Below are 21,824 nucleotides of genomic sequence, written 5' to 3' on the forward strand. Positions count from 1 at the left end.
GTTTGCTTGACGGTAAGGGGCAGGCAGGATACAGTTCTCTCAGACAGCCATTTTTTGAGAAAAGGGGATAGGAGCATGCGGTCATGCCGAGAGGATGTACTGGCCTTTACGAAGCAGCTTGTGGCCATTGAAAGCATTGTGAATACAGAAGGGGAGAAGCGGATTGCCGGCGCCCTGCGGGAGCTGGTTTCAGCCTTCCCGTACTTCAAGAAACATCCATCCTTTGTCACGATGGAGCGAACGGTGCAGGATGAGCAGGAACGCTACAATGTACTTGCTTTTGTAAAAGGAACAAAGGGGACGAGCAGCCGGACAGTTATTTTAATGGGACATATGGATACAGTCGGCATTGACGATTATAATCAGCTGAAGGAATACGCCTGTTCACCGGACGAATTGATGGAAGCTTTGCAGAAGGAAGAGCTGCCGCCTTCGGCGAAGGAGCACCTGGAGTCGGGAGACTGGCTGTTTGGCCGCGGTGTGCTGGACATGAAGAGCGGCGTGGCGAGCCATTTGTACCTGCTGCGCCACTACTCCGAGCATCCGGAGGAGCTGGACGGCAATCTTATCTTTTTGGCAGAATGCGATGAGGAGGACAGCTCCCATGGTGTACTCTCGGCGCTCAAGACACTGCAGCGCTGGAAGGAGGAGCATGGGTTCCAGTATGTCGCAGCCATCAACGCGGATTTTGTGTCCCCGCGCTATGCCGGGGATGAGAACCGCTACATATACAAGGGAACTGTGGGGAAGCTGCTGCCATCATTTTTTATCACCGGGGCTGAGACACATGTCGGCTCTTGCTTTGAAGGGCTGGATCCCAATTTCCTGGCTGCGGAGCTGACAAAGCAAATCAACTATAATCCGGAGCTTTGCAATGAAGCCTTCGGCGAGACGACCGTGCCGCCGGTCTCACTGAAGCAGATGGATCTGAAGCCGTCTTATACAGTACAGACCGCTTTGTCCGCTTATGTATACTATAATTTCTTTATTCATTCCTGGTCGCCGAAGGACGTGCTGGAGAAGCTGAAGCAGCAGGCCCATCTTGCTTTTGACAATGCTCTGCAGGCCTTTGCGGACCGATACAAGCAGTACAGCAGCCTGAGCGGCGAGCCGTATGTGGAGCTGCCATGGAAGCCGCGCGTGTTCACCTATGAAGAGATGGAGCAGCTTCTTATTGCGGAGCATGGAGAAGCCTTCACCAAGCATATGGATGAGTGGAAAGCTGTGCTGCTGCAGGATGCGACGCTGGATACGCGTATGTTCGCAGCGAGAGTGGTGGAGGAAGCTTGGAAATGGATGAAGGACAAGGCGCCGGCTATGATCCTGTTCTACTCTTCCCTGTACTCGCCGCGCATTGAACTGACAGGCAAGACAGCAGCGGAGGAAGCACTGATTGCGGCACTGGACCAAGCGGTGCAGGACGTGCAGCCGGCGTATCCGCATCCGATTGTGACAAGAAACTTCTTCCCGTACATTTCGGATATGAGCTTCGTTGCCTTGAGTGATGACGAAGCGGGTATTGGGGCTGTGACAAACAATAATCCAGGCTGGGGAACGAAGCATTATGTGGCCTATGAAGACATCCGCAAGCTCAATGTACCCGTTATCAATATTGGTCCCTATGGATTGGATGCGCACAAGAAGCTGGAGCGGATGGAGATGACCTACTCGCTGGAGATGGTGCCGAATATTACAGACCGGGTCATTCAGCACGTGCTGAGATAGGGCATGTATGTAAGGCCGGGCAAGCGGCAAATACATTTCAGGAATAGATCAATGTAAAAAGAGTGACCCGCTTGCAGGCACTCTTTTTATATGCCTGCAAGCAATGTCTGGAGTGTCCGCAGGTCATCCTGCGGAAAGGGGCCTGCTTGCAGCGAAAGCCATGCGCTCTCCATTAGGAAGCGGCGCGGTTCACGGATGTGCGACTCCTCCTGCAGGAAGTCCAGCAGCTGTATGTACCTTGTATCGGCAGGGGAAAGCTGCTGCTTCAGTGAAGTCAAGCATTCACGGATTTCACCCTGCAGTGCCCGCCCCTTATCCTGATATTCGGGCAGCCAGCTTTCGAGCAGCTTCGGCGGAAACAGCTGGTCATCAGAAGCGGCAGTTTCCTCCACCATGCTTACAAGACGCGCCACGCTGTAATGTACAACTTTATCGAGATTGGCATTTGATTGGTGCACCATGCCATAGTATTTCAGATTATGGTGCAGGATTCCCAGAAACATAATGGCGCAGTCCAGCAAAAAGGGCTGCTTGGCCTCGCCGAACAGGTCAAGAAAGCGCCGGTAGACCCAATTGACAGTCTGCAGCTGCCCCTTCTTTAAAAATTCCTTCAGCTCCTCATCATTGGAGAACATAACCTCCTCAAACAGGGTAATGAGCTTGTTTTCGCGGTTTCTTTGCAGATGCAGTTCAATTTGCCGGGCAAATACAGCCAGGTCGGCCGGATCCTGGCCGATCAGCAGCTCATTCCGTTCCTGCTCCATTTGCTGATGAAGCGTCTTAAAGAGTGAGATTAACAGCTCATTTTTTGAGGAAAAGTAATTATAAAATGTTCCTTTTGAAATCCCGCTGTATTCAAGAATATCCTGAATCGAGGTGGCCTGAAAGCCTTTGTCAATAAACAGCTGATGGGCCATCTTCATGACATGCTGCTTTCGGTCATGCATGCTACATCACCTTCAATCTAATTTGGACTGTATGTCTAAAATCATCGTACATCATTTCAGCTGTTCTCACAAACCTTGCATGAACAGGAGTTTTCATGATTGTAAAAAATATACACATGGTATATGATATGGGTTGTGTGTAACAACAGTCTAAAATAATGAACTAACTGTATAAGGAGGAGCAACTATGGGGAATTCCGCACAACAAGCTGCAAGGCCGCCGTATGGCATCCTGGCAGTTCTAATGGTTGGCGCATTTATCGCCTTCCTGAATAACACACTGCTGAACATTGCTCTGCCGTCCATCATGAAGGATCTGGATGTGGATGCTTCCACAGTCCAATGGTTGACGACAGGCTTTATGCTGGTGAACGGGATTTTAATTCCGACTACGGCATTCTTGATCCAGAAGTACTCCATCCGCCATCTATTTCTGGCGGCTATGACACTATTCACGCTCGGAACGCTGCTGGCAGGAATTGCGCATGTGTTTCCAATCCTGCTGGGCGGGCGGATGCTGCAGGCCTCCGGTTCGGCAATTATGATGCCGCTGCTCATGAACGTGATGCTGGTCAGCTTTCCGATTGAAAAGCGCGGCACAGCCATGGGTGTATTTGGCCTCATTCTGATGGCGGCACCGGCAATCGGCCCGACGCTGTCCGGCTGGATTATCGAGCATTATGATTGGCGTATGCTGTTCCATTTCGTAACGCCGATCGCCATTATCGTCCTCTTGCTGGGGGCATTCTTATTGAAGGATAAGAAAGAGAAGGTGGACATTCGCCTTGACTTTATTTCCTTGCTTCTGTCCAGTGCGGGCTTTGGCGGCCTGCTGTACGGCTTCAGTTCCGCCGGCAGAGAAGGCTGGGACAGTCCAAAGGTGTATGGCACGGTTGCGGTCGGCGCAGTCGCTCTGGTCGTTTTCATTCTGCGGCAAACAAAGCAGGAGCGTCCGATGCTGAACTTCGGGGTGTTCCGCTATCCGATGTTCGCCTTGTCCTCCGCCATTGCGATGACAATGAACATGGCTATGTTCTCAGGGATGCTCCTGCTGCCGATTTATGTGCAAACCATTCGCGGCATCACTCCGTTTGATGCGGGACTTATGCTGCTGCCGGGGGCGCTTGTCATGGCCTTTATGTCCCCTGTCACAGGACGGCTGTTTGATAAGTTCGGCGGCCGGGTGCTGGCGGTCACCGGTCTTGCGATTACGGTTGCCACCACGTATTCCTTCAGTAAGTTAACGGTGGACACAACCTATACCCATTTGATGGTGCTGCATGCGGTACGGATGTTTGGCATGTCGATGGTGATGATGCCGGTTTCCACAAACGGCTTGAACCAGCTGCCGGCCCGGCTTTATCCGCATGGTACAGCTATGAACAATACATTGAACCAGGTAGCGGGCGCAATCGGCACCGCTTTGCTGATTACGGTGATGTCAAACCGCACCGAAGCGCGCGCGACGGAGATCGGCAAAGAGATGATGCAGAAGCTGACTGTTAAGCCGACGCCGGAAGTGATTGCTCAAATGAAGCAGCAAATCATGATGAAGGCGATGCTCGATGGCATCAACCATGCCTTCTTTGTGGCTGCCTGGATCATTGTCGTTTCACTGGTCTTGGCTTTCTTTGTCAAGCGCACCAAGCAGGTCGAGGATGCAAAAAAGATGCCTGGCGGCCAGGAGTTGAAGGCGCGGGCGGCAGAATAATGCGAGGAAGAGCACAGGATCAATTACCTGTGCTCTTTTTTACATAGGGGGAGAAGGACTGGAGGAAACTACAGGATGAGTAATTGTAAAGAAGGAGCAACCAACATGAAAAAGATAATGATTGCCCGGCTCTTGCTGCTGCTTGTACCGTGGCTGTCAGCGCCCTTTCTTTCCAAGAAGGATTGGCAAAGGTACACACCTGTTGCCGGCTTTGCGGCGGCATTGGTGGCCGGCATGTGTGTGCTGGCTGTTCCGTACAAATGGTGGACGGTCGGAGGCAGATGGAAGGAGAAGGTCCTGAATGACGGCAGCTTTATTATGGGCCCTTTCTTCATCGGGACGATTTGGATTTTCCGTTATACCTTTGGAGATATAAAGCGCTACATGGCTGCCAATCTTGTCATGGATGTTCTGTTTTCCTATCCATTAAATACGGTGTTTCAAAGGCTTGGCTTTTATCGGCTGCTGCGCTTTAAGCCACGGTATATCCTGCTCTTTTTCACCTGCTATTCATTTCTTATTTACGGATTTCAGATGTGGCGCGAGCAGAGCATGTACAGCAAGGCTGACACGGGGCGATGATGTGTCAGCCTTTTTCCGCGTTTGAGTTCGTGTATAATAGGTGGTGACATAAGCGGAAAGCGGAGGGAAGCATGAACGAGCAATTGTATGATGCCATGTTACATATTAAAACGGCGGGGGAGCAAAGAGGATTTCACCCCTCTTTGCATTATCACCGCTATGAGCCCACACCCTACAGCGCACTGGAGGTGCTGTTCAGTCAATACAGCCTGAGCAGCAGGGACCATGTTGTTGACTTCGGCTGCGGCAAGGGCCGGCTTAACTTCTATATCCATCATCTCTTTCAAGCCTCGGTCACCGGGGTGGAAATGAGTGAGGTCTTCCATCAGGAAGCCCTGATGAACCTTGAGAGCTATGTAAGGAAGAGAAAGCGGGCTGGAGATAAAATTCGGTTTGTCTGCTGCTTGGCTGAGGAGTACGAGGTTCAGCCGCAGGACAATTGCTTTTATTTCTTCAATCCATTTTCCGTACAGATTTTTCGGAATGTGGTGCACCGGATTTTGGCTTCGGCAGAGCAGGCGCCGCGGCAGATGGATTTGGTGCTGTATTATGCCTCGGAGGACTATATGTACTTTTTGGAAACGGAGACAGCGTTTGAACCGTGGGCGGACATCACCCTGCCGGGGCTTGAGCACAATCCGTATGAACGCTTCCTCGTCTACCGGCTGCCGGTGTAAGGCGTTTGTTGAAAAAAGGGAGTCATAGTATAATAATGGATGGGAGTCTCCTCTGATGCAGGAGCAAGGGATTCTATAGTTACAGATTGAAAGCGGAAAGAGAGTGGAGTACAGTGGGTCGTAAATGGAATAACATTAAAGAAAAGAAGGCGTCCAAGGACGCAAATACAAGCCGGGTTTATGCAAAATTTGGCCGTGAAATTTACGTGGCGGCAAGACGCGGTGAGCCAAATCCGGAATCCAATCAGGCGCTGCGCTTTGTATTGGAGCGCGCCAAGACATACAACGTGCCTAGAGCAATCATTGACCGCGCGATTGACAAAGCAAAGGGCGGCTCTGACGAGACCTTCGACGAGCTGCGCTATGAAGGCTTTGGACCGAATGGTTCCATGGTAATCGTGGATGCGTTGACAAACAACGTGAACCGTACAGCATCCGATGTACGCGCGGCATTCGGCAAAAACGGCGGAAACATGGGTGTGAGCGGCTCTGTTGCTTACATGTTCGATGAAATTGCCGTAGTCGGCGTAGAAGGCAAAACGGCAGAGGAAGCACTGGAGATTCTGATGGAAGCAGACGTGGATGCGCGTGATATTCTGGAGGAAGAAGACCATGTGATCGTATATGCCGAACCGAGCGATCTGCACGCGGTGCAGCAGGCGTTCAAGGCTGCCGGCGTGACGGACTTTACTGTGGCGGAAATTACGATGCTGGCGCAAAATGAAGTGGAGCTGCCGGAGGATGCACTGGCGAAGTTTGAGAAGATGATTGACGCGCTTGAGGATCTGGATGATGTACAGCGCGTGTATCACAACGTAGATTTGGGCTGATTGGCAAGGAAGCTGTCTTTTGCAGAGGCAGCTTCCTTTTTTATTTGTGATTGCGGGCCAAAGCGAGAGCCTGTTTCTGAAATTCCTCTTCTGATATGGCGCCTGCCAGCACGGCGCGCACCAGCTCCTCCAGTTCCTGCGTTATCTCCAAGCCTGAAATCCGTAAAGAAGCTTTTGCCTGCTGCATGGCTTTTTCAATCCGATCCAATTTGGATGCCCCCTTCCTTTAGAAATTATAAAACAGAGCTTTATCTTTTGAAAAATAATCCAATTCAGAGGTTTACAGGTGGGTAGCTGAAGCATATCATTAACAGTGTAATAAAAATATAACAGTGTTAAATTAAAAGGGGTATGAATGGCAGAATGGGGCGTAAAGCAAAGAAAGAGCAAGAGATTGCCGAGATGAAACTGGAAATTTTGCGTGCGGCGGTACACTTGTTTACAGCTGAGGGATATGAACATGTGTCCATGCGAAAAATTGCCGCCCACATTGATTACTCCGCTACTGCCATCTACAGCTACTTTGCCAACAAAGAAGAGATTTTGGTGGAGCTGCTGCGGCATTGCTACGGTGAGTTTCTCCGTTGCTTGCAGGCGGCAGTGAAGGAATGCCGGGAACAAGGCATTGAACAGCGTCTGCGTGCGGCTTTGCATGGCTACATCCAATTCGGGCTGCGGCAACCGCAGTATTATCAGCTGATTTTTATTGATAATCTGGATCAGCTGCAGCATGTGGCGCTGCCGGACAATGACCGCTACGAAGGCTTCAGGCTGCTTGAGGAGCTGGTGCGGGAGGCGATGGAGGCAGGTGTGCTGCAGCGGCAGGATGTGAGGCTCGTGTCGCAGTCCTTGTGGGCCTCCCTGCATGGAACGACATCACTGCTTATTACATTTCCGGGGTTCGGCTGGGATACGGGCGATTTCAGCCGGTTTCAGGTAGAGGCCATGCTCCGGGGACTTTAGGGGGGAATGGACAGAATGAAAGCAAGCAAAGCAAATCTGTTTGTTTGGTTGGGGTATCTCATCCTTTTGGCTTCTGTTTTGTATATTGGGGTGCAGTACTTCTGGAACGATCCGCGGAATGCCGGAATCGTGGCGGCGAAGCTCATGCAGCCTGCTTTTCCGTTCGATGTGTGGAAGATCTTCTTCTACATTCATATTACTGCAGGCGCAACGGCGTTGATCACAGGCTCCGTACAGCTGTTGCGATGGAGCCGAAGAAGGCTGCGGGTGCATCGGCTGCTGGGAAGAATCTATGTGTACTCTATTTTTGTGAGTGTACCGGCCGGCGTGTATTTGGCATTTTACGCAACCGGCGGACTTGGCTCCACCATTGGGTTTCTTATCCTCAATACCGCTTGGTTTACGACGACATGGATTGGACTGCGGCGTATTCTGAAGCGTGATGCGGCCGGGCATGAGAATTGGATGCTGCGGAGCTACGCAGTGACGCTCGTGTTTCTGACCTTCCGTGTGCTTATGCCGTTGCTGGTGATGGCCGGGATGAGCATGGCAGCGGGCTTTCCGCTGGCAATTGCCGCTGGGATTCTCATTAATCTGTATGTGGCTGAAGCGATCATTCGGAAGAGAAAGAAGACGGTGCCCCACACTGGGAATGCAAGCGTATAAAAGGGCAGCCCCGCTGTCCTTTTTGTGCATTTTTCGGGTAAATACAGAGGAATTCCAGTAAAATGGAGAGTGAGCTTTATGGTTGGAGAATCGACATAACCTGAACAGGGAGAGTGAGGCAGCTTGACTGACAAGCTATCATTACTAGAAGCGTTAAAGAGAACGGAATATCAATTGAGCGGGCATGGCTTCCGCAACATGAGCGTGCTGCAGGATGCCTTCCGGGACGTGGATGCCCTCATGGAGAGCGATATCTACGGTGCCGGCCCGGTCATTGAACAGTTTCAGGACAAGCTGGCTGCCTGCTTGGGGAAGGAAGCAGCTGTATTCTTTCCAAGCGGCACCATGGCCCAGCAGATTGCCCTTCGCATGTGGTGTGATGAGAAGGGAACAAGGAAGGTGGCATATCACCCGCTTTGCCACCTGGAAATTCATGAGCAGGATGGGCCGAAGAAGCTGCATCATCTGGAGCCGATTTTACTGGCGGACAAGGACCGGGTGATTGAACTGGAGGATGTGACAGGCTTGCAGGAGGAGATTGCCTGCCTGCTGCTGGAGCTGCCGCAGCGTGAAATTGGCGGACAGCTGCCATCCTATGAGACACTGGAGGCGATTTCAGCATATTGCCGCGAAAAAGGAATCCGGCTTCATCTCGATGGAGCCCGGTTGTTTGAAGTGCTGCCGTATTATCAGAAGACAGCAGCAGAGATTTGCGCCTTGTTCGACAGTGTCTATGTTTCTCTGTATAAGGGAATCGGCGGCATTGCAGGGGCAATTCTGGCGGGAGACAAGCCGTTTATGGAAGAGGCAAAGGTGTGGAAGAGACGGCATGGCGGCGATTTGATCAGCCTGTATCCATACATTGTAAGTGCTGATTTTTACTTTGAGCAGCGCGTCCATAAAATGGAGCAATATTATGAGGAGGCCAAAGAACTGGCAGCCTTGTTCAATGAGTGCCATGCTGTGCAGACAAGACCGGCGGTTCCTGTATCCAACATGTTTCATGTCCACTTCAGCCTGCCGAAGGAAACAGTGGAGCCAATCCTGATTCAGCTGTACGGGGAAACCGGTATCGGTCTTACGGGGAACCTGCGCGAAAACGGCGAGGGCGGCTGTTATTATGAGGCAAGCATCGGGGACTTGTATGCGGATGTTCCAAAGGACAAGCTGCACAGCATGTTCCGGCTGTTGGACACCTATTTGCAGCAAGGATGAAAAAAGCGGCTGGAGGAGGACTCCGGCCGCTTTTCTTTGGTGTCCAGCTCCGCCGGCTGCGCTTTTCTGGTTGTATAGATTTTTCTCTGTTGACCATGCTAGGAATAGTTTTGTGGGATAGGGAGCGGAAATCTATGAATCCTTCTGGCTTGTATTTTATGAAGTATAAAATGGACTTGATCAGCGGCGGCATGACAAAGGCCATGCTGCGCCGCGCTTGTATGCTGAGCAAGCATTATGAAGAAATTGGCCTCATTACCTTTGATTTTAATCCGGATTACGAGTATACCCTTTCCCGGCTGAAGCAGGCCGGGCTTTGGCAGGAAGGCATGAAGCTGTATAACTTGTACGAGTTTCTAATGGGAGATTGCAGCCGGAGCAGCAAGGCTGTACATCTGCACCCGCCTGAAGAGCCTGGATATATTATTCGGAAGGACCGCAAGCGGGAAGGGGTATATTACTGCTATCGGCAGGGGCGGAAGGAAAAGGTGAAAGGCTACCAGAACGGCCAGCTGCAATGGATTGAATACTTTGGAAACGGAAGAAGCCGTGATATGCGCGAGTTGTATGACCGGGAAGGGCGCCTGCGCAAGCGGACTTGCTTTCACTTGAAAACGAAACGGGTCATTTGGGAATGGTTTTTCCGCCCGGATGGTGTGTGCTTCCTGAGCTGCTCCTATGATGCGAAGACAGGAAAGGTCAAAACGTGTATTTGGTACAATGAAAGAAACGAAGTGCGCAAATCCTTCAAAAGCATGCGCCAGCTCCGGGATTATGTTGTACAAGGCTTTCTGCGGCAGCGGGAGCAGCCGGTTGTAGTGGCGGACGGACGCTTTGCGGTACATTTCATGCTGGGTCTCAAGCATCCCGATGTCGCCAAAGCGGCGGTGCTGCACAGCAATCATTTACAGTTCCCTTATGAGTACGGCAGCTCCCTCGTTCCGGGAAATGAAGCGATTTTTACAAATTTGCAGAGGCTGGACGCGTTAATTGTACTGACAGAACGCCAGGCAGAGGACATTCGGCGGCGCTTTGGGCCGCTGCAAACGATTCATACAATCGGCCATCCTGTCCCGGCAGCGTCGGCATTGGCAGAACGGGACCCGTACAAGGTAGTAATGGCGGCGAGATACGAAGGAATTAAGCAAATTCCCCATGCCATTCAAGCGATGCGGCAGGTCGTACGGCAGGTGCCGCAGGCCAAGCTGGAGATTTGGGGATTTGGGGAACAGGAGTGGAAGTACAAACGGCTCATCCGGCGGTTGGGGCTGCAGGAGCATGTACAGGTGAAGGGCTTTACGGCAGATATTGGAGCCGTATATCGGCAGGCGGCCTTTTCCATCAGCACTTCTAAATCAGAGGCCTTTGGCATGTCATTGGCAGAGAGCATGAACGAAGGAACACCGGTAATCAGCTATAATTGTAAGTACGGTCCCGCGGACCTCATTGAGCATGAGCGAAACGGCCTGCTGATCCCGGGAAACAGGCAGACACTGGCGGCTGCCATGATTGATTTATTTGCAAATAAGGATAAAACTGAACGGCTTGGCCTGGAAGCGAAGGCTTCTGTCAGCCGGCTTACGGAAGAAAGGGTGGCGGAGGCTTGGCTGCAGGTGCTGGCGGAGGCGCGTCTGCAACAGACCAGGAGGGTGCAGCTGCAGAATGTAGAGGCAATCTGTTCCTTCGTTCAGTATGAAGCAGCCGGCATCACAGTAAAAGGACATATTCGATTGCCGGAAAAGGAAGCCACTGCGCTTGTACGTGAGCATTTACAGGTGGGGCTGCAGCTGCGGCGGCATGGGGAGCTGCTGGATGTGCATGTGCCCTTGACATTCTTCTGGGATGGCCATACAGTCCGGTTTCAAGGAAGCATTTCACAAATTCCGGATATGGAGCGCGGCCGCTGGCTGTGCTGTGTGAGCTGCACCTGTCTGAACTTTCAGCAGTTTGTGCCGCTGCGGCTGGAGGAGCCGGTCAAGCTGAGGGTGCACCGCATCCAGAAGGCTGTTGTCCGAGTGATGGGACAGCATCAGTATGTACACGTGCGGGTGTACCGCTCCGGCATTGAACAAAAGCAAAAGATGCCGCAGCTGCTGCGGAGATGGATCAGCCGTTATAAGGCAAAGGTCAGGGATTTTATTCGGGAAGCGCGGGCAGCCAAATAAAAGGAAGAGAGCCCGCCTCCCTTTTTCAGACTGCTGAAAAATAAAATTGTCTTCGTTAGACACAAAAATGTCGGTGTAATTTGGCAGTTTTGTGCAGAAACTTTGATGTGGAAAGCTATTCCAACCGACTATGACATTTGTCATGGTTTTGTGTATGACACCTATGTCTGCACAGCTGTGACTCTCTTCTCTATAATGGGAGATAACATGAAGAAGAAAGGGAATGGGTACACATGTCGAAGCAAAAACAAGCTGCACTGCGTAAACAAATGGCGCCTTATGAAGGGGCAAATATACAAGATAGTGTCAGACAAATTTTCAATACCATTGTGCCGTTTTTCGTGCTATGGGTGCTTGCCTATCAAAGTCTGTCTGTTTCTTACTGGCTGACGCTGCCGATCGCTGTGGTGGCCGCTGGATTCCTGGTACGGATGTTCATCATCTTTCACGATTGCTGTCATTATTCCTTCTTCAAGAGCCGCACGGCCAATAAGGTTCTTGGTACAATCACGGGAATTTTGACACTGTTTCCGTATCACCAATGGCAGCATGACCATGCTGTACACCACGCAACAAGCGGCAACCTGGACAAACGCGGAGTCGGCGATATTTGGATGCTGACTGTGGATGAGTATCTGGCAGCAACGCCGATGACGAAGCTGGCTTATCGTATCTATCGCAATCCGTTTGTAATGTTTGTGCTTGGTCCGATCTATGTATTTGTCATTAAAAACCGTTTCAACCGGAAAGGCGCACGCATGAATGAGCGCTTGAACACGTATTTGACGAATGTTGTCATTGTTGCCATTGTGGCTCTGCTTTGCTACCTGCTTGGCTGGCAGTCCTTCCTGCTTGTGCAAGGCACCATCTTCTGGATTTCCGGAGCGGCTGGTATTTGGCTGTTTTATGTACAGCATACGTTTGAGGATTCCTACTTTGAAGAGGATGAGCGCTGGGAGTATGTGCTGGCTGCCGTGGAAGGAAGCTCCTTCTATAAGCTGCCAAAGCTGCTGCAATGGCTGACCGGCAACATCGGCTTCCATCATGTGCACCATTTGAGCCCGCGCGTGCCAAACTATAAACTGGAAGCAGCCCATTACAACACAGCGGATTTGGCGCATGTTCCGACGGTTACGCTGGCAACAAGCCTGCAGTCCCTGAAGTTCCGTCTGTGGGATGAGGAGAGCAACAACTTCGTAGGCTTCAGCTACCTGAAGCAGCTGAAGAACGTGAAGGCTGTCTCCGTCCAAACAAAGCCGTAGCAAATCAGCCCCTCTATGTGTCGAAGACGAGCGCTTCCGGCATATAGCAGGGGCTGTTCGTGCTACAATAGAGAAAAGCATTCCATAAATGAGGTCTCGATATGATTAGAAGATATGTTGGCTTTTTGAAGAACAGTGGGATTTCCCCGTATATTTGGACCATCCTCAGCATTCTGCCGTTTTACTTCATTTTGCAGGCGTCGTCCACGCTCCAGATTGCGGCCGGCATTCTGCTGACGCTTGTCTTCTTTGTAATTTACCGTATCGCTTTTATTGCCAAAGGCTGGAGCATTTATGTCTGGACCAGCATCCTGATTGTGCTTTCCCTGACTGCGCTTTACGTGTTCAGCTACATTTACTTCGCCTTTTTCCTGGCATATCTGATCGGCAATATTCGAAATCGCACGGCCTTTCTTGTCCTGTATTATATTCACTTAATCGGGACCTCCATTTCAATCAATTACAATATCATTCTGCAGGAAAATTTCTTCCTGAAGCAGCTGCCCTTTGTGGTGATTGTGTGGATCAGCATTATTCTGCTGCCCTTCACCATCCGCAATCGGAAGGAAATGGGACAGCTGGAGGAAAAGCTGGAGGATGCGAATAAGCGGATTGCCGAGCTGGTGAAATTGGAGGAACGGCAGCGTATTGCCAGAGACCTGCATGACACATTGGGGCAGAAGCTTTCCCTCATTGGTCTAAAAAGCGACTTGGCGCGAAGGCTGATCACGAAAAATCCGGAGCAGGCGCGCAACGAGCTGAAGGATGTTCAGCAAACTGCCCGTACGGCCCTCAATGAGGTCCGGAAGATGGTGTCCTCCATGCGGGGCATCCGCTTAAAGGATGAGCTTGTCCGGGTGGAGGAGCTGCTGGAGGCGGCGCAAATCCAGCTGAACGGGGTGGAGGAGCTGCGGCTCACGAATGTATCTCTGCTGACAGAGAATATATTAAGCATGTGCTTAAAGGAAGCCGTCACGAATATTGTAAAGCATAGCGGCGCAACGCAATGCTGGATTTCCATCGAGCAGACATGGAAGGAAATCATTATCGAGGTCCGGGATAACGGCATCTTTAAAGGGACGGCTGAGAGCCTGTCGCAGGGGCATGGGCTTGTGGGGATGAAGGAGCGGCTGGAATTTGTGAATGGCAGCCTGGAGCTGCTGGCGGACAATGGGACGACCCTCATCCTCAGGGTTCCCAATGATGTGAAACAGACGGATTAGGAGGGAGAACCATGATTACGATTGTGATTGCGGAAGACCAGAAGCTGCTGCTTGGCGCGTTCGGTTCGCTGCTCAGCCTGGAGGAGGATATGGAAGTGGTCGGGAAAGCCTCGAATGGAGAAGAGGCAGTGGCGCTTGTCAAGAAGCTTCAGCCTGATGTTTGTATCATGGATATTGAGATGCCCGGCAAGAGCGGGCTGGAGGCTGCCGAAGAAATCAAAGGTCTTGGGTGCAAGGTCATTATTTTAACCACTTTTGCCCGTACCGGTTACTTTCAGCGGGCTTTAAAGGCGGGGGTCAGCGGCTACCTGCTGAAGGACAGCCCGAGTGAAGAACTGGCCAACTCCATCCGCAGCGTCATGGCCGGCAGACGCATTTATGCGCCTGAGCTGATTGAGGATGCTTACGGCACGACAGAAAATCCATTGACCGACCGGGAGAAGGAAGTGCTGGAACTGGTTGCCGACGGCAAGAATACGAAGGAAATTGCGGATGAGCTCAGGATTAAAGCCGGAACGGTCCGCAATTATATTTCCACGATTTTGGATAAGCTGGAAGTGAAAAACCGGATTGAAGCCATTACGCAGTCCAAAGAGAAAGGCTGGTTCAAGTGATACTTGAGCCAGCCTTTTCTTATTCAAGTCCCCAAACGCTTCTCCAGCAAGCCAACGAGATACGTAAATAGAAGGATGAGCACAAGATAGTATAATCCCACTACCATGTATGTTTCCAGCTGGCGGAAGTTGGAGGCGGCTTCCGTTAAACCGCTGCCCCACAGCTCTGCCATGCCGACGTAGGCAACGAGAGAGGAGTCCTTCAGGCCGATGATGAATTGATTGCCAAGCGGCGGAATGGAGCACCGGAAGGCTTGGGGAAGAATCACATGCCGCATGGCCTGCGCGTAAGACAGGCCGAGCGAACGGGATGCTTCCATTTGCCCCCGGTCAACGGACTGGATGGCTCCGCGGAAAATCTCGGCGATGTAGGCGCCGCTATGAATTCCGAGCGCCAGTGCCCCGGCCCAAAATTGGGACAGGACCACGACAGACGAAATGCCAAAATACAAAATGGCGATTTGTACAATCAGCGGGGTGCCGCGCACCAGGCCGATATAGCCGTGGGCAAGCGCCCGCAGCATTCTGTATTTTGAGATGCGCAGAAAGGCAAAGACAAGACCTACAGCCGACCCGAGCAGCAGCGATACAAGGGTCAGCTTCAGGGTCAACAGCGCTGCCGCAGGGAATACAGAGAATGTTGCAATCAGAATATCAATCATCCGGACCGGTCCTTGCTCATGGCTGTTTGGTTCCGAGGATGCTGCGGCCGAACCATTTCTGGCTGATGGTGTCGTATGTGCCGTCTTTGATGATTTCATCCAATGCTTTGTTGATTTTTTCAAGCAGCTCTTTGTCTTCCTTGCGCACGGCAATTCCAATTTCATCGGTGGAAAGCGGCTGGCCGGCATCCTTGATTTTGTCGTTGCCTTCCTTCATCATGCGCAGGCCCACCATTTGGTCTGTCACCACAGCGTCCAATCGTCCTGTCGGGATATCCATCAGCGCGGTAATGTCGCTGTCATAGTCCACAATTTGGCCGGCATACGGCTGCACCAAGGCCCGGAAGGTCGTTCCTTTTACAACGCCGACCTTCTTGCCCTTTAAGCTCTCCAGCGTTTGGATGCCGGTATTGTCCTTGGCCACAAAAATTTGTGCGCCCGAGCGGTAATAAGGGGTGGAGAAGGACACGCTTTTTTTCCGTTCTTCGGTAATGCCCATGCTGCCGAGAATGGCATCATATTTTTTCGCTTGCAGGCCCTGGATGATGGTTTCCCATGGATTTGTAACCGGGTTCGGTGTCATGCCCATTCTTTCCGCAAGCGCCTCGCCAATTTCTACATCAAATCCAGCCAGCTTCCCGCCTTCGCGATAGTTGAAGGGCTTATACAAGCCGCTCATGCCGAATGTAAATACAGGCTTCTTGTCCTTTGCCGGGGCAGCTGCTTCCTTCGTCGTCCCGCAGGCCGCAAACAACAGGATTGCTGCCGTCAGCATGAGGATGAGGGGGAGAATGCGACTTCGTTTCATCATGATTACCTCCTGAAAAAGCTCAGTGCAAACTGAGCGTTGTACACCCCGCGCGCCAGGGCATGTTCCGTTCTAAATGTATGCGGAATGCCTCCGAATATGTCCAAAGAAAGGAACAAATCCATAACGCAGCCGCCTGCGGACTGTGGTATGATTTGGAAGAACTGAAGAGGATGAGGAGACATTTATATGAGACTATTTCAAGCAATTCCCCGCTTGGAGACAGAGCGGTTTCTGCTGCGCGGCATGGAGTCGGACGATGCGCCGGCTGTATTGGCCAACCTGTCTGATCCGGATGTGACAAGGGATATGGGGGTTCAAGCGTTCGCAAGCATAGAGGAGGCAGAGGGCCTGATCCGCTTCATGAATGATTTGTTTGCAAAAGGAATCGCATTTCGCTGGGGGATTGTTCGTAAAGAGGACAACCAGCTGGTCGGCACCTGCGGCTACAATGGATGGGAGACGAACAGAGGCTCACGGGTGGAGATTGCTTACGACTTAGGCAAACCATATTGGCGCAAGGGCTACATGACAGAGATTATGGAAGCCCTTCTTGCCTACAGCTTTGAGGAAGCCGCCTTCTATCGGGTGGAGGCATTCACAAATCCGGACGCAGTGCCATCCATGAAGCTGCTGGAGTCTGTCGGCTTCCAGAAGGACGGCGTGCTGCGCGGCTACGCATCCGCCGGGGATGGCTATATAGATCAGTGCTGCTTCTCCTTGCTGCGCGGGGATTGGCTGGCACAGCGTAAAGGAGAGGCGGAATGAAACAGGAATGGCAGGAACAGAAGGTATCTTTGCAGTCGGTAAAGGACTGGCTGCAGCGTGTAACCGGCGCTGAAAGTATTGCGGGTCCAACGGAGATTTTTCGCTCGAATGCTTGGGGGATCACGGCTGCATTTCATGCGAGAGACCGGGAGTATGTCTGTAAAATTGGCTTTCTGCCGGTTTTCCAGACCTCACCGGCCATTTACAGGCTTCTGGGAAGGCTGCATTCCGTCCAGGTTCCGAAGTTGGTTGCCGGAGAGACGATTGGAGACCAGACATGGCTATTGTTTGAGCCTTTTCCTCCGGCTTTGGAGAGTAAAAAGGCGTTGGCGGACTTTCAGCAGACGGCGGTGGCGCTGGCTGAGATTCAAAACCAGGCTGCTGCCCTGATCAAGCAAGAAAAGCCGGATGTGCCTCTTTTCCGTGTAGAGGAGGTGCAGGCAGCCTGTCTTGCTTTTCTGGACAGGCTGGAAGCAGTGTATCAGCCCGAGTGGCGGCAAAACGCGGCACAGCTGATGGAACAGTTCCACATTCCGGAGCAGCAGCTGAAGCTGCTGGCGGATGAGGCAACCCTTCCAAGGCTGCGGGAGCAAGTGCAGCAGGCCTGCAGAGTGCTTTCCCATTTTGATTGTCCCCTGTCTTTGTATCATTTGGATTTGCATACCGGAAATGTTGTTCTGACTGCCGGCGGCCGGCTGATTTTTGACTGGGAGGAAGCGGTGGTTACACTGCCGTTCTTTTCATTAAGCAAGCTGCTGGCAGATGCCCGGACACACCTGCAGGCTGGACAGGATGCCCGGTGGACCGCAGAAGAACAGGAGATCATTGAATCCTATCTGGATGCGCTGCATTTGCCGTATCCGCAGGAGGAGCGGCTGTGCATCTTCAATATTGCGATGTGCCTGGCGCCTCTCCTGTACAGCCGCCAGAGTCTGTACTTCCTGCAGCAGGTAGGCTGGGCGGACAGCGCGGCCGGTTTTCTGGCCCCGGATGTTGCACTTGCGGCAGAGCGCTTCCAGATCTTTTCGAAGCTGTATTCATACTAAGGAAAATGGGAAAGGGCAGCCGTCGCTGCCCTTTTTTATATACATGTTACCCTTGGACTGTTTTAAGTAAGAATTAAGAATTGGCTGTCATACTTGGAGCAACAAGAAGATTTCCAGGAGAGGAGCCATCCATAATGTATATACAAGAACAAGAGAAACCCATGCCGGTCAAAAAATCAGGAGGAGCGTTCACCGTGCTCACTTCTTCTATAGTAGGAGCTGTAATCGGGGGAATGCTGACCATATATGGCGCTCCCGTTTTGGAGCAGAGCGGTTTGCTTCCGGGATTTTTCAAGCAGACAACGGCCCAGCTGAACCAGGTGCAGCAGAACCAGACTCAGCCGGCGCAGGAGACCCCGAAGGCAGAAGTGCAGCAGACAGCGGCTGCTGCAACAGACTTAATTTCCGCCATTAATCAGGTGAAGCCGGCAGTTGTGGGCGTTGTGAACATGCAGAAAGCAAGCAGCTTTTACCAGGAAAGCAGCAGCGACAAGGATAGCGGCACCGGATCAGGCGTCGTGTTCAAAATATCCGGCAATGAGGCCTATATCGTCACAAATAACCACGTTGTCGAAGGAGCTGACAAGATTGAAGTGGCTCTGACGGATGGAAAACGGGTGTCGGCGCAAATTGTAGGGGCGGACTCCCTGACGGACCTTGCTGTTATTAAAATGGACAGCAAGTATGCCGCCAAGGCAGCAAGCTTCGGCGATTCCTCCAAGCTGCAGACGGGAGAACAGGTTGTTGCCATCGGCAATCCGCTTGGGCTGGACCTGTCCAGTACAGTGACACAAGGGATTGTGAGCGGTACCGGCCGAAGCATCCCTGTATCCACCTCTGCAGGACAATGGGATATGAATGTCATCCAGACGGACGCAGCCATTAACCCGGGCAATAGCGGCGGCGCGCTGATTAACAGTGCCGGACAGGTTGTCGGCATCAACAGCATGAAGATTTCCGAAACAGGTGTGGAAGGCCTCGGCTTTGCCATTCCGAGTGCAGATGTGGTTCCAATTGTGGAAAAGCTGATGACAAGTGGAAAGGTGGAGCGCCCGTATATTGGGGTGGGCCTGAAAAATCTCAGTGAACTGACGCAGTATATACAGAGCGGGGAGCTGGTTGTTCCCTCCAGTCTGGAGAAAGGGATTGTCATAACAAGCGTGGAAGGAAGTTCACCGGGAGCGCAGGCGGGGCTGAAGGCCAAGGATGTCATTGTTTCCATTGATAACACGGCAGTCGGAACTGTGACGGATCTGCGTAAATATTTATATACAAAAACAACAAGCGGAAAAGCAGTGACATTGGGAATTTACCGTGACGGCAAGCAAATGAGTTTGTCGCTCACACCGCAAATGAAATAAGAAAAGAAGCATCGCTGCAGCGGTGCTTTTTCTGTTGGGGCGCACACATCTTTTATGTTTCCGCATGCTATACTGAAGTGAATTGGAATTATGATGACAAAGGAGAGCTGTATGAACGATCAAGATGTAAGTCTGTATCAGAGCGTTCTGCAGGGTGACAGGCAGGCGCTGGAGCAGCTGTACGATAAATATGAAAAGCTGTTGTTTTCCTTTGCTTACCGGATGACCGGCCGGAAGGAGCTTGCGGAAGAGGCTGTACAGGATGTGTTTTTGAAGCTATGGACAAAAAAGGGGCTTTATGACAGCACGAAGGGAAAATTCTCTTCCTGGCTGTTAACCATCACACGTAATGCCAGCATTGATTTGCTGCGCAAAAATAAACAAACGCTGCAGATGGCAGAGGTGCCGGAAGCTCTGGCCAGCCAGGAGCCGGGTGTGGAAGAGCTTGTGGAATGGAAGGAAGAAGGGGCGCGGCTGCGGGAGGCCATGTCAGAGCTGGGAGAAGAGCAAAAGGCAATTGTCGACCTCTTCTATTTTCAGGCTATGTCTCAGCAAAGCATTGCTGACGTGTGCCAAATCCCGCTTGGCACAGTAAAGGGGAGAATCAGGCTGGCCTTACAGCACTTACGGAAACATCTACTGGGACGGGAGGGGATGAAGCAGTGAAACAGGAGCAATGTGAAAAGCTGTTGGACTATTTTAACGGAGCATTAATAGACGAAGAGCAGGTGAACTTCGAAAGCCATCTGGCTTCCTGTAAGAGCTGTCAGGCAGAGCTGCGGGAGTGGACGGAACTAACGGAAGGTCTGCCGTATGCAGTGGAAGAGGCGGAGCCCCCGGCGGGCATGAAGCAGCGTATTCTGGGAAATGTCCTGGCAGAGCAACAGCCTGCTTCTGCAGTGCGCAAGACGGAATGGCAGAAGCCTCTGTTGGCGGCGGCCTTGCTTGTATCGCTGCTTGGCAACGCATATTGGCTTATGAAAGGGAATGACACGCCACAGCAGGTGGTCGTAGATCAGTTGGACCGGACTGTCAGTCTGCAGCCCGCAGATTCCACGCATGCCGAGGCAACGGCGATGCTGCTGAAGAAGAAGGACAAAACAGAAGTGCTTGTGCAGGCCAGCGGCTTACAGGCGCTGCAGTCAAAGCAAGTGTATCAAGTCTGGCTGCTGAAGGGCGGAAAACCGTACCGTGCCGGCACCTTTGTGCCGAATGAGAAAGGGGACGGTGCGGTGGCTTACTCTGTGCCGGAGGAGAAATGGGATACGATTGCGATTACAATCGAGCCTGATGCGGAAAATGAAGCGCCTGAGGGTCCGATTATATTCAGTCATGCACTGTAGAAAGCCGAATCTCCGGCTTTCTACAGTGCATGACGATTGTGTTTGAAAAAGAATCCTTTCTGGAAAAAAGTACAAGTGAAATATATATTTAAAAAACGCGATTTATAATGTATGATGAGTATGTGCTGAACGAGATCAGTACGATGGAAATACGGAGAGCTGTCCGAGAGGCCGAAGGAGCACGATTGGAAATCGTGTATACGTCACAAGCGTATCGAGGGTTCGAATCCCTCGCTCTCCGCCAGACATGCGGCTGTGGCGGAATGGCAGACGCGCTGGCTTCAGGTGCCAGTGGTGGCAACATCGTGGAGGTTCAAGTCCTCTCAGCCGCATTTTGCATCCATTCAAATCAGCCCGAGAGAATCGCGCGGAGCTCTTGCTCCGTGAGGAAAGTCCGTGCTCGCACAAGCTGTGATGCTTGTAGTGTTCGTGCCCGGTGAAAGCCGGGGCAGCCTTTGGCTGACGGCGGGGAACAAGCCTAAGTCCGGTTGGATATGGCTTTACTACTCTGAAAGTGCCACAGTGACGAAGCTCTGCTGGAAACGGCGGAGGTGGAACGAGGTAAACCCCACGAGCGAGAAACCTAAATATTGGTCAGGGAAGCGCCGGCAGGGAAACAGAACCGCACCGGCGCCATGGCATATGCCATGAGATAGATGATTCTCCATGCTTGTGCGAGGACAGAGTCCGTTTGCAGCGCAGCATGAACAGAACGCGGCTTACGAAAGCTGATTTGAATGGCTGTGCAAATTGTATTTGCGGGCGTGGCGGAATGGCAGACGCGCTAGCTTCAGGTGCTAGTGGTGGCAACACCGTGGAGGTTCGAGTCCTCTCGCCCGCACCATTATAGAGAAGTACCCAAGCGGCTGTAAGGGGCTCCCCTGCTAAGGGAGTAGGCCGGGATACCGGTGCGAGGGTTCGAATCCCTTCTTCTCTGCCATACATAGGAGCTTTTCTTATCATGAATGGTATAGAAATAGACTCTATGTCATGCTGTTGGCATGTGAAAAGTTTTTGTAGTATAGGGGTTGCGTAACAATCAATCCTATGTTATATTTTGATTCCGCCGCTGATTCGTCAGTGAGCGAAATGAAATTTTTAAAAAAGATATTTACAAATGTGGCAAGATGCTGTAAGATAATATCTTGTCAGCAAGAAAAGCTCTTTGAAAACTGAACGAAACACAAAACGTCAACATTTATTTTTTGAAGCTAGACAAACACTTTTATGGAGAGTTTGATCCTGGCTCAGGATGA

21 protein-coding genes, 4 tRNA genes and 1 other RNA gene are annotated in these 21,824 nt (G+C 51.7%); 22 read left to right on the plus strand and 4 right to left on the minus strand.

The features are described 5' to 3' along the window. The first annotated feature begins 75 nt into the window (after nt 1-75). Nucleotides 76-1,725 carry a M20/M25/M40 family metallo-hydrolase gene (locus tag NK662_RS15640; protein WP_254759877.1) on the plus strand — a complete coding sequence of 550 codons (1,650 nt, stop codon included), beginning with the start codon at nt 76-78 and terminating at the stop codon, nt 1,723-1,725. Between the two features lie 86 nt (nt 1,726-1,811). On the opposite strand, the gene NK662_RS15645 is transcribed toward NK662_RS15640, so the two are convergent. Next, nucleotides 1,812-2,672, minus strand: coding sequence for a TetR/AcrR family transcriptional regulator (locus NK662_RS15645; protein WP_254759878.1), 861 nt, complete (start codon nt 2,670-2,672; stop codon nt 1,812-1,814). A gap of 187 nt (nt 2,673-2,859) precedes the next feature. Here NK662_RS15645 and NK662_RS15650 point away from each other — a divergent pair, with 187 nt between their 5' ends. The 4 genes from NK662_RS15650 (at nt 2,860) to NK662_RS15665 (ending at nt 6,472) form a co-directional block, all read left to right on the plus strand. After that, entirely contained in the window at nt 2,860-4,383 is a 1,524-nt protein-coding gene (locus tag NK662_RS15650) for a DHA2 family efflux MFS transporter permease subunit (RefSeq protein WP_254759879.1), read from the plus strand. A gap of 105 nt (nt 4,384-4,488) precedes the next feature. Beyond that, nucleotides 4,489-4,965 (plus strand): hypothetical protein, encoded by a 477-nt coding sequence (locus NK662_RS15655; RefSeq protein WP_254759880.1) that lies wholly within the window; start codon nt 4,489-4,491, stop codon nt 4,963-4,965. 71 nt (nt 4,966-5,036) lie between these two features. Next, the gene (locus NK662_RS15660; RefSeq protein ID WP_254759881.1) at nt 5,037-5,642 is read left to right on the plus strand and encodes a class I SAM-dependent methyltransferase; all 606 of its coding nucleotides are present in this window, start codon (nt 5,037-5,039) and stop codon (nt 5,640-5,642) included. Nucleotides 5,643-5,755: 113 nt separating this feature from the next. Then, on the plus strand, nt 5,756-6,472 hold the full coding sequence (locus tag NK662_RS15665; protein ID WP_254759882.1) for a YebC/PmpR family DNA-binding transcriptional regulator: 717 nt from the start codon (nt 5,756-5,758) through the stop codon (nt 6,470-6,472). Nucleotides 6,473-6,512: 40 nt separating this feature from the next. Here the strand turns inward: NK662_RS15665 and NK662_RS15670 are convergent, their stop codons facing one another. Then, nucleotides 6,513-6,680: an antitoxin VbhA family protein gene (locus NK662_RS15670; protein WP_254759883.1), complete on the minus strand. Its 168-nt coding sequence runs from the start codon at nt 6,678-6,680 to the stop codon at nt 6,513-6,515. 194 nt (nt 6,681-6,874) lie between these two features. Between NK662_RS15670 and NK662_RS15675 the strand changes: the two genes are divergently transcribed. The 7 genes from NK662_RS15675 to NK662_RS15705 all read left to right on the plus strand — a co-directional run bounded on the left by NK662_RS15675 (nt 6,875) and on the right by NK662_RS15705 (nt 14,580). After that, complete coding sequence (locus NK662_RS15675) at nt 6,875-7,435, plus strand: TetR/AcrR family transcriptional regulator (protein WP_254759884.1); 561 nt, start codon at nt 6,875-6,877, stop codon at nt 7,433-7,435. Nucleotides 7,436-7,450: 15 nt separating this feature from the next. Then, nucleotides 7,451-8,101 carry a DUF2306 domain-containing protein gene (locus NK662_RS15680; RefSeq protein ID WP_254759885.1) on the plus strand — a complete coding sequence of 217 codons (651 nt, stop codon included), beginning with the start codon at nt 7,451-7,453 and terminating at the stop codon, nt 8,099-8,101. A 123-nt stretch (nt 8,102-8,224) separates the two neighbouring features. Then, nucleotides 8,225-9,316, plus strand: coding sequence for a threonine aldolase family protein (locus NK662_RS15685; RefSeq protein ID WP_254759886.1), 1,092 nt, complete (start codon nt 8,225-8,227; stop codon nt 9,314-9,316). Nucleotides 9,317-9,450: 134 nt separating this feature from the next. Continuing rightward, on the plus strand, nt 9,451-11,481 hold the full coding sequence (locus NK662_RS15690) for a glycosyltransferase (protein ID WP_254759887.1): 2,031 nt from the start codon (nt 9,451-9,453) through the stop codon (nt 11,479-11,481). Between the two features lie 233 nt (nt 11,482-11,714). Beyond that, the gene (desA, locus tag NK662_RS15695; protein ID WP_254759888.1) at nt 11,715-12,743 is read left to right on the plus strand and encodes a Delta(5) desaturase DesA; all 1,029 of its coding nucleotides are present in this window, start codon (nt 11,715-11,717) and stop codon (nt 12,741-12,743) included. A gap of 101 nt (nt 12,744-12,844) precedes the next feature. Next, entirely contained in the window at nt 12,845-13,966 is a 1,122-nt protein-coding gene (locus NK662_RS15700; RefSeq protein ID WP_254759889.1) for a sensor histidine kinase, read from the plus strand. Between the two features lie 11 nt (nt 13,967-13,977). Continuing rightward, on the plus strand, nt 13,978-14,580 hold the full coding sequence (locus NK662_RS15705; RefSeq protein WP_254759890.1) for a response regulator transcription factor: 603 nt from the start codon (nt 13,978-13,980) through the stop codon (nt 14,578-14,580). A gap of 23 nt (nt 14,581-14,603) precedes the next feature. Here NK662_RS15705 and NK662_RS15710 read toward each other — a convergent pair whose 3' ends face one another. Both NK662_RS15710 and NK662_RS15715 read right to left on the minus strand, forming a co-directional pair. Next, the gene (locus tag NK662_RS15710; RefSeq protein WP_254759891.1) at nt 14,604-15,242 is read right to left on the minus strand and encodes an amino acid ABC transporter permease; all 639 of its coding nucleotides are present in this window, start codon (nt 15,240-15,242) and stop codon (nt 14,604-14,606) included. Between the two features lie 16 nt (nt 15,243-15,258). Next, nucleotides 15,259-16,050: a transporter substrate-binding domain-containing protein gene (locus NK662_RS15715; RefSeq protein WP_254759901.1), complete on the minus strand. Its 792-nt coding sequence runs from the start codon at nt 16,048-16,050 to the stop codon at nt 15,259-15,261. Between the two features lie 189 nt (nt 16,051-16,239). On the opposite strand from NK662_RS15715, the gene NK662_RS15720 reads away from it, so the two are divergent. From NK662_RS15720 to NK662_RS15765, 10 genes are all read left to right on the plus strand, one after another. After that, the gene (locus NK662_RS15720) at nt 16,240-16,818 is read left to right on the plus strand and encodes a GNAT family N-acetyltransferase (RefSeq protein ID WP_254759892.1); all 579 of its coding nucleotides are present in this window, start codon (nt 16,240-16,242) and stop codon (nt 16,816-16,818) included. Then, on the plus strand, nt 16,815-17,864 hold the full coding sequence (locus NK662_RS15725) for an aminoglycoside phosphotransferase family protein (protein WP_254759893.1): 1,050 nt from the start codon (nt 16,815-16,817) through the stop codon (nt 17,862-17,864). The genes NK662_RS15720 and NK662_RS15725 overlap by 4 nt, the downstream gene beginning before the upstream one ends. Before the next feature lie 134 nt (nt 17,865-17,998). Then, nucleotides 17,999-19,225 carry a S1C family serine protease gene (locus NK662_RS15730; protein ID WP_254759894.1) on the plus strand — a complete coding sequence of 409 codons (1,227 nt, stop codon included), beginning with the start codon at nt 17,999-18,001 and terminating at the stop codon, nt 19,223-19,225. Nucleotides 19,226-19,336: 111 nt separating this feature from the next. Continuing rightward, complete coding sequence (locus NK662_RS15735; RefSeq protein WP_254759895.1) at nt 19,337-19,891, plus strand: RNA polymerase sigma factor; 555 nt, start codon at nt 19,337-19,339, stop codon at nt 19,889-19,891. Continuing rightward, nucleotides 19,888-20,568, plus strand: a complete 681-nt coding sequence (locus NK662_RS15740) for an anti-sigma factor (protein ID WP_254759896.1) — start codon at nt 19,888-19,890, stop codon at nt 20,566-20,568. The genes NK662_RS15735 and NK662_RS15740 overlap by 4 nt, the downstream gene beginning before the upstream one ends. 153 nt (nt 20,569-20,721) lie before the next feature. After that, nucleotides 20,722-20,812: transfer RNA gene (locus NK662_RS15745), tRNA-Ser, on the plus strand. Nucleotides 20,813-20,817: 5 nt separating this feature from the next. Continuing rightward, nucleotides 20,818-20,900, plus strand: a tRNA-Leu gene (locus tag NK662_RS15750). A 19-nt stretch (nt 20,901-20,919) separates the two neighbouring features. After that, an RNA gene (gene rnpB, locus NK662_RS15755) (RNase P RNA component class B) lies at nt 20,920-21,293 on the plus strand. 33 nt (nt 21,294-21,326) lie between these two features. Continuing rightward, nucleotides 21,327-21,412: transfer RNA gene (locus NK662_RS15760), tRNA-Leu, on the plus strand. A gap of 4 nt (nt 21,413-21,416) precedes the next feature. Then, nucleotides 21,417-21,508, plus strand: a tRNA-Ser gene (locus NK662_RS15765). Nucleotides 21,509-21,824: the final 316 nt, after the last annotated feature.

The organism is Ectobacillus ponti (assembly GCF_024294785.1).
In the GTDB taxonomy this organism is placed as follows: Bacteria; Bacillota; Bacilli; order Bacillales; family Bacillaceae_G; genus Ectobacillus; species Ectobacillus ponti.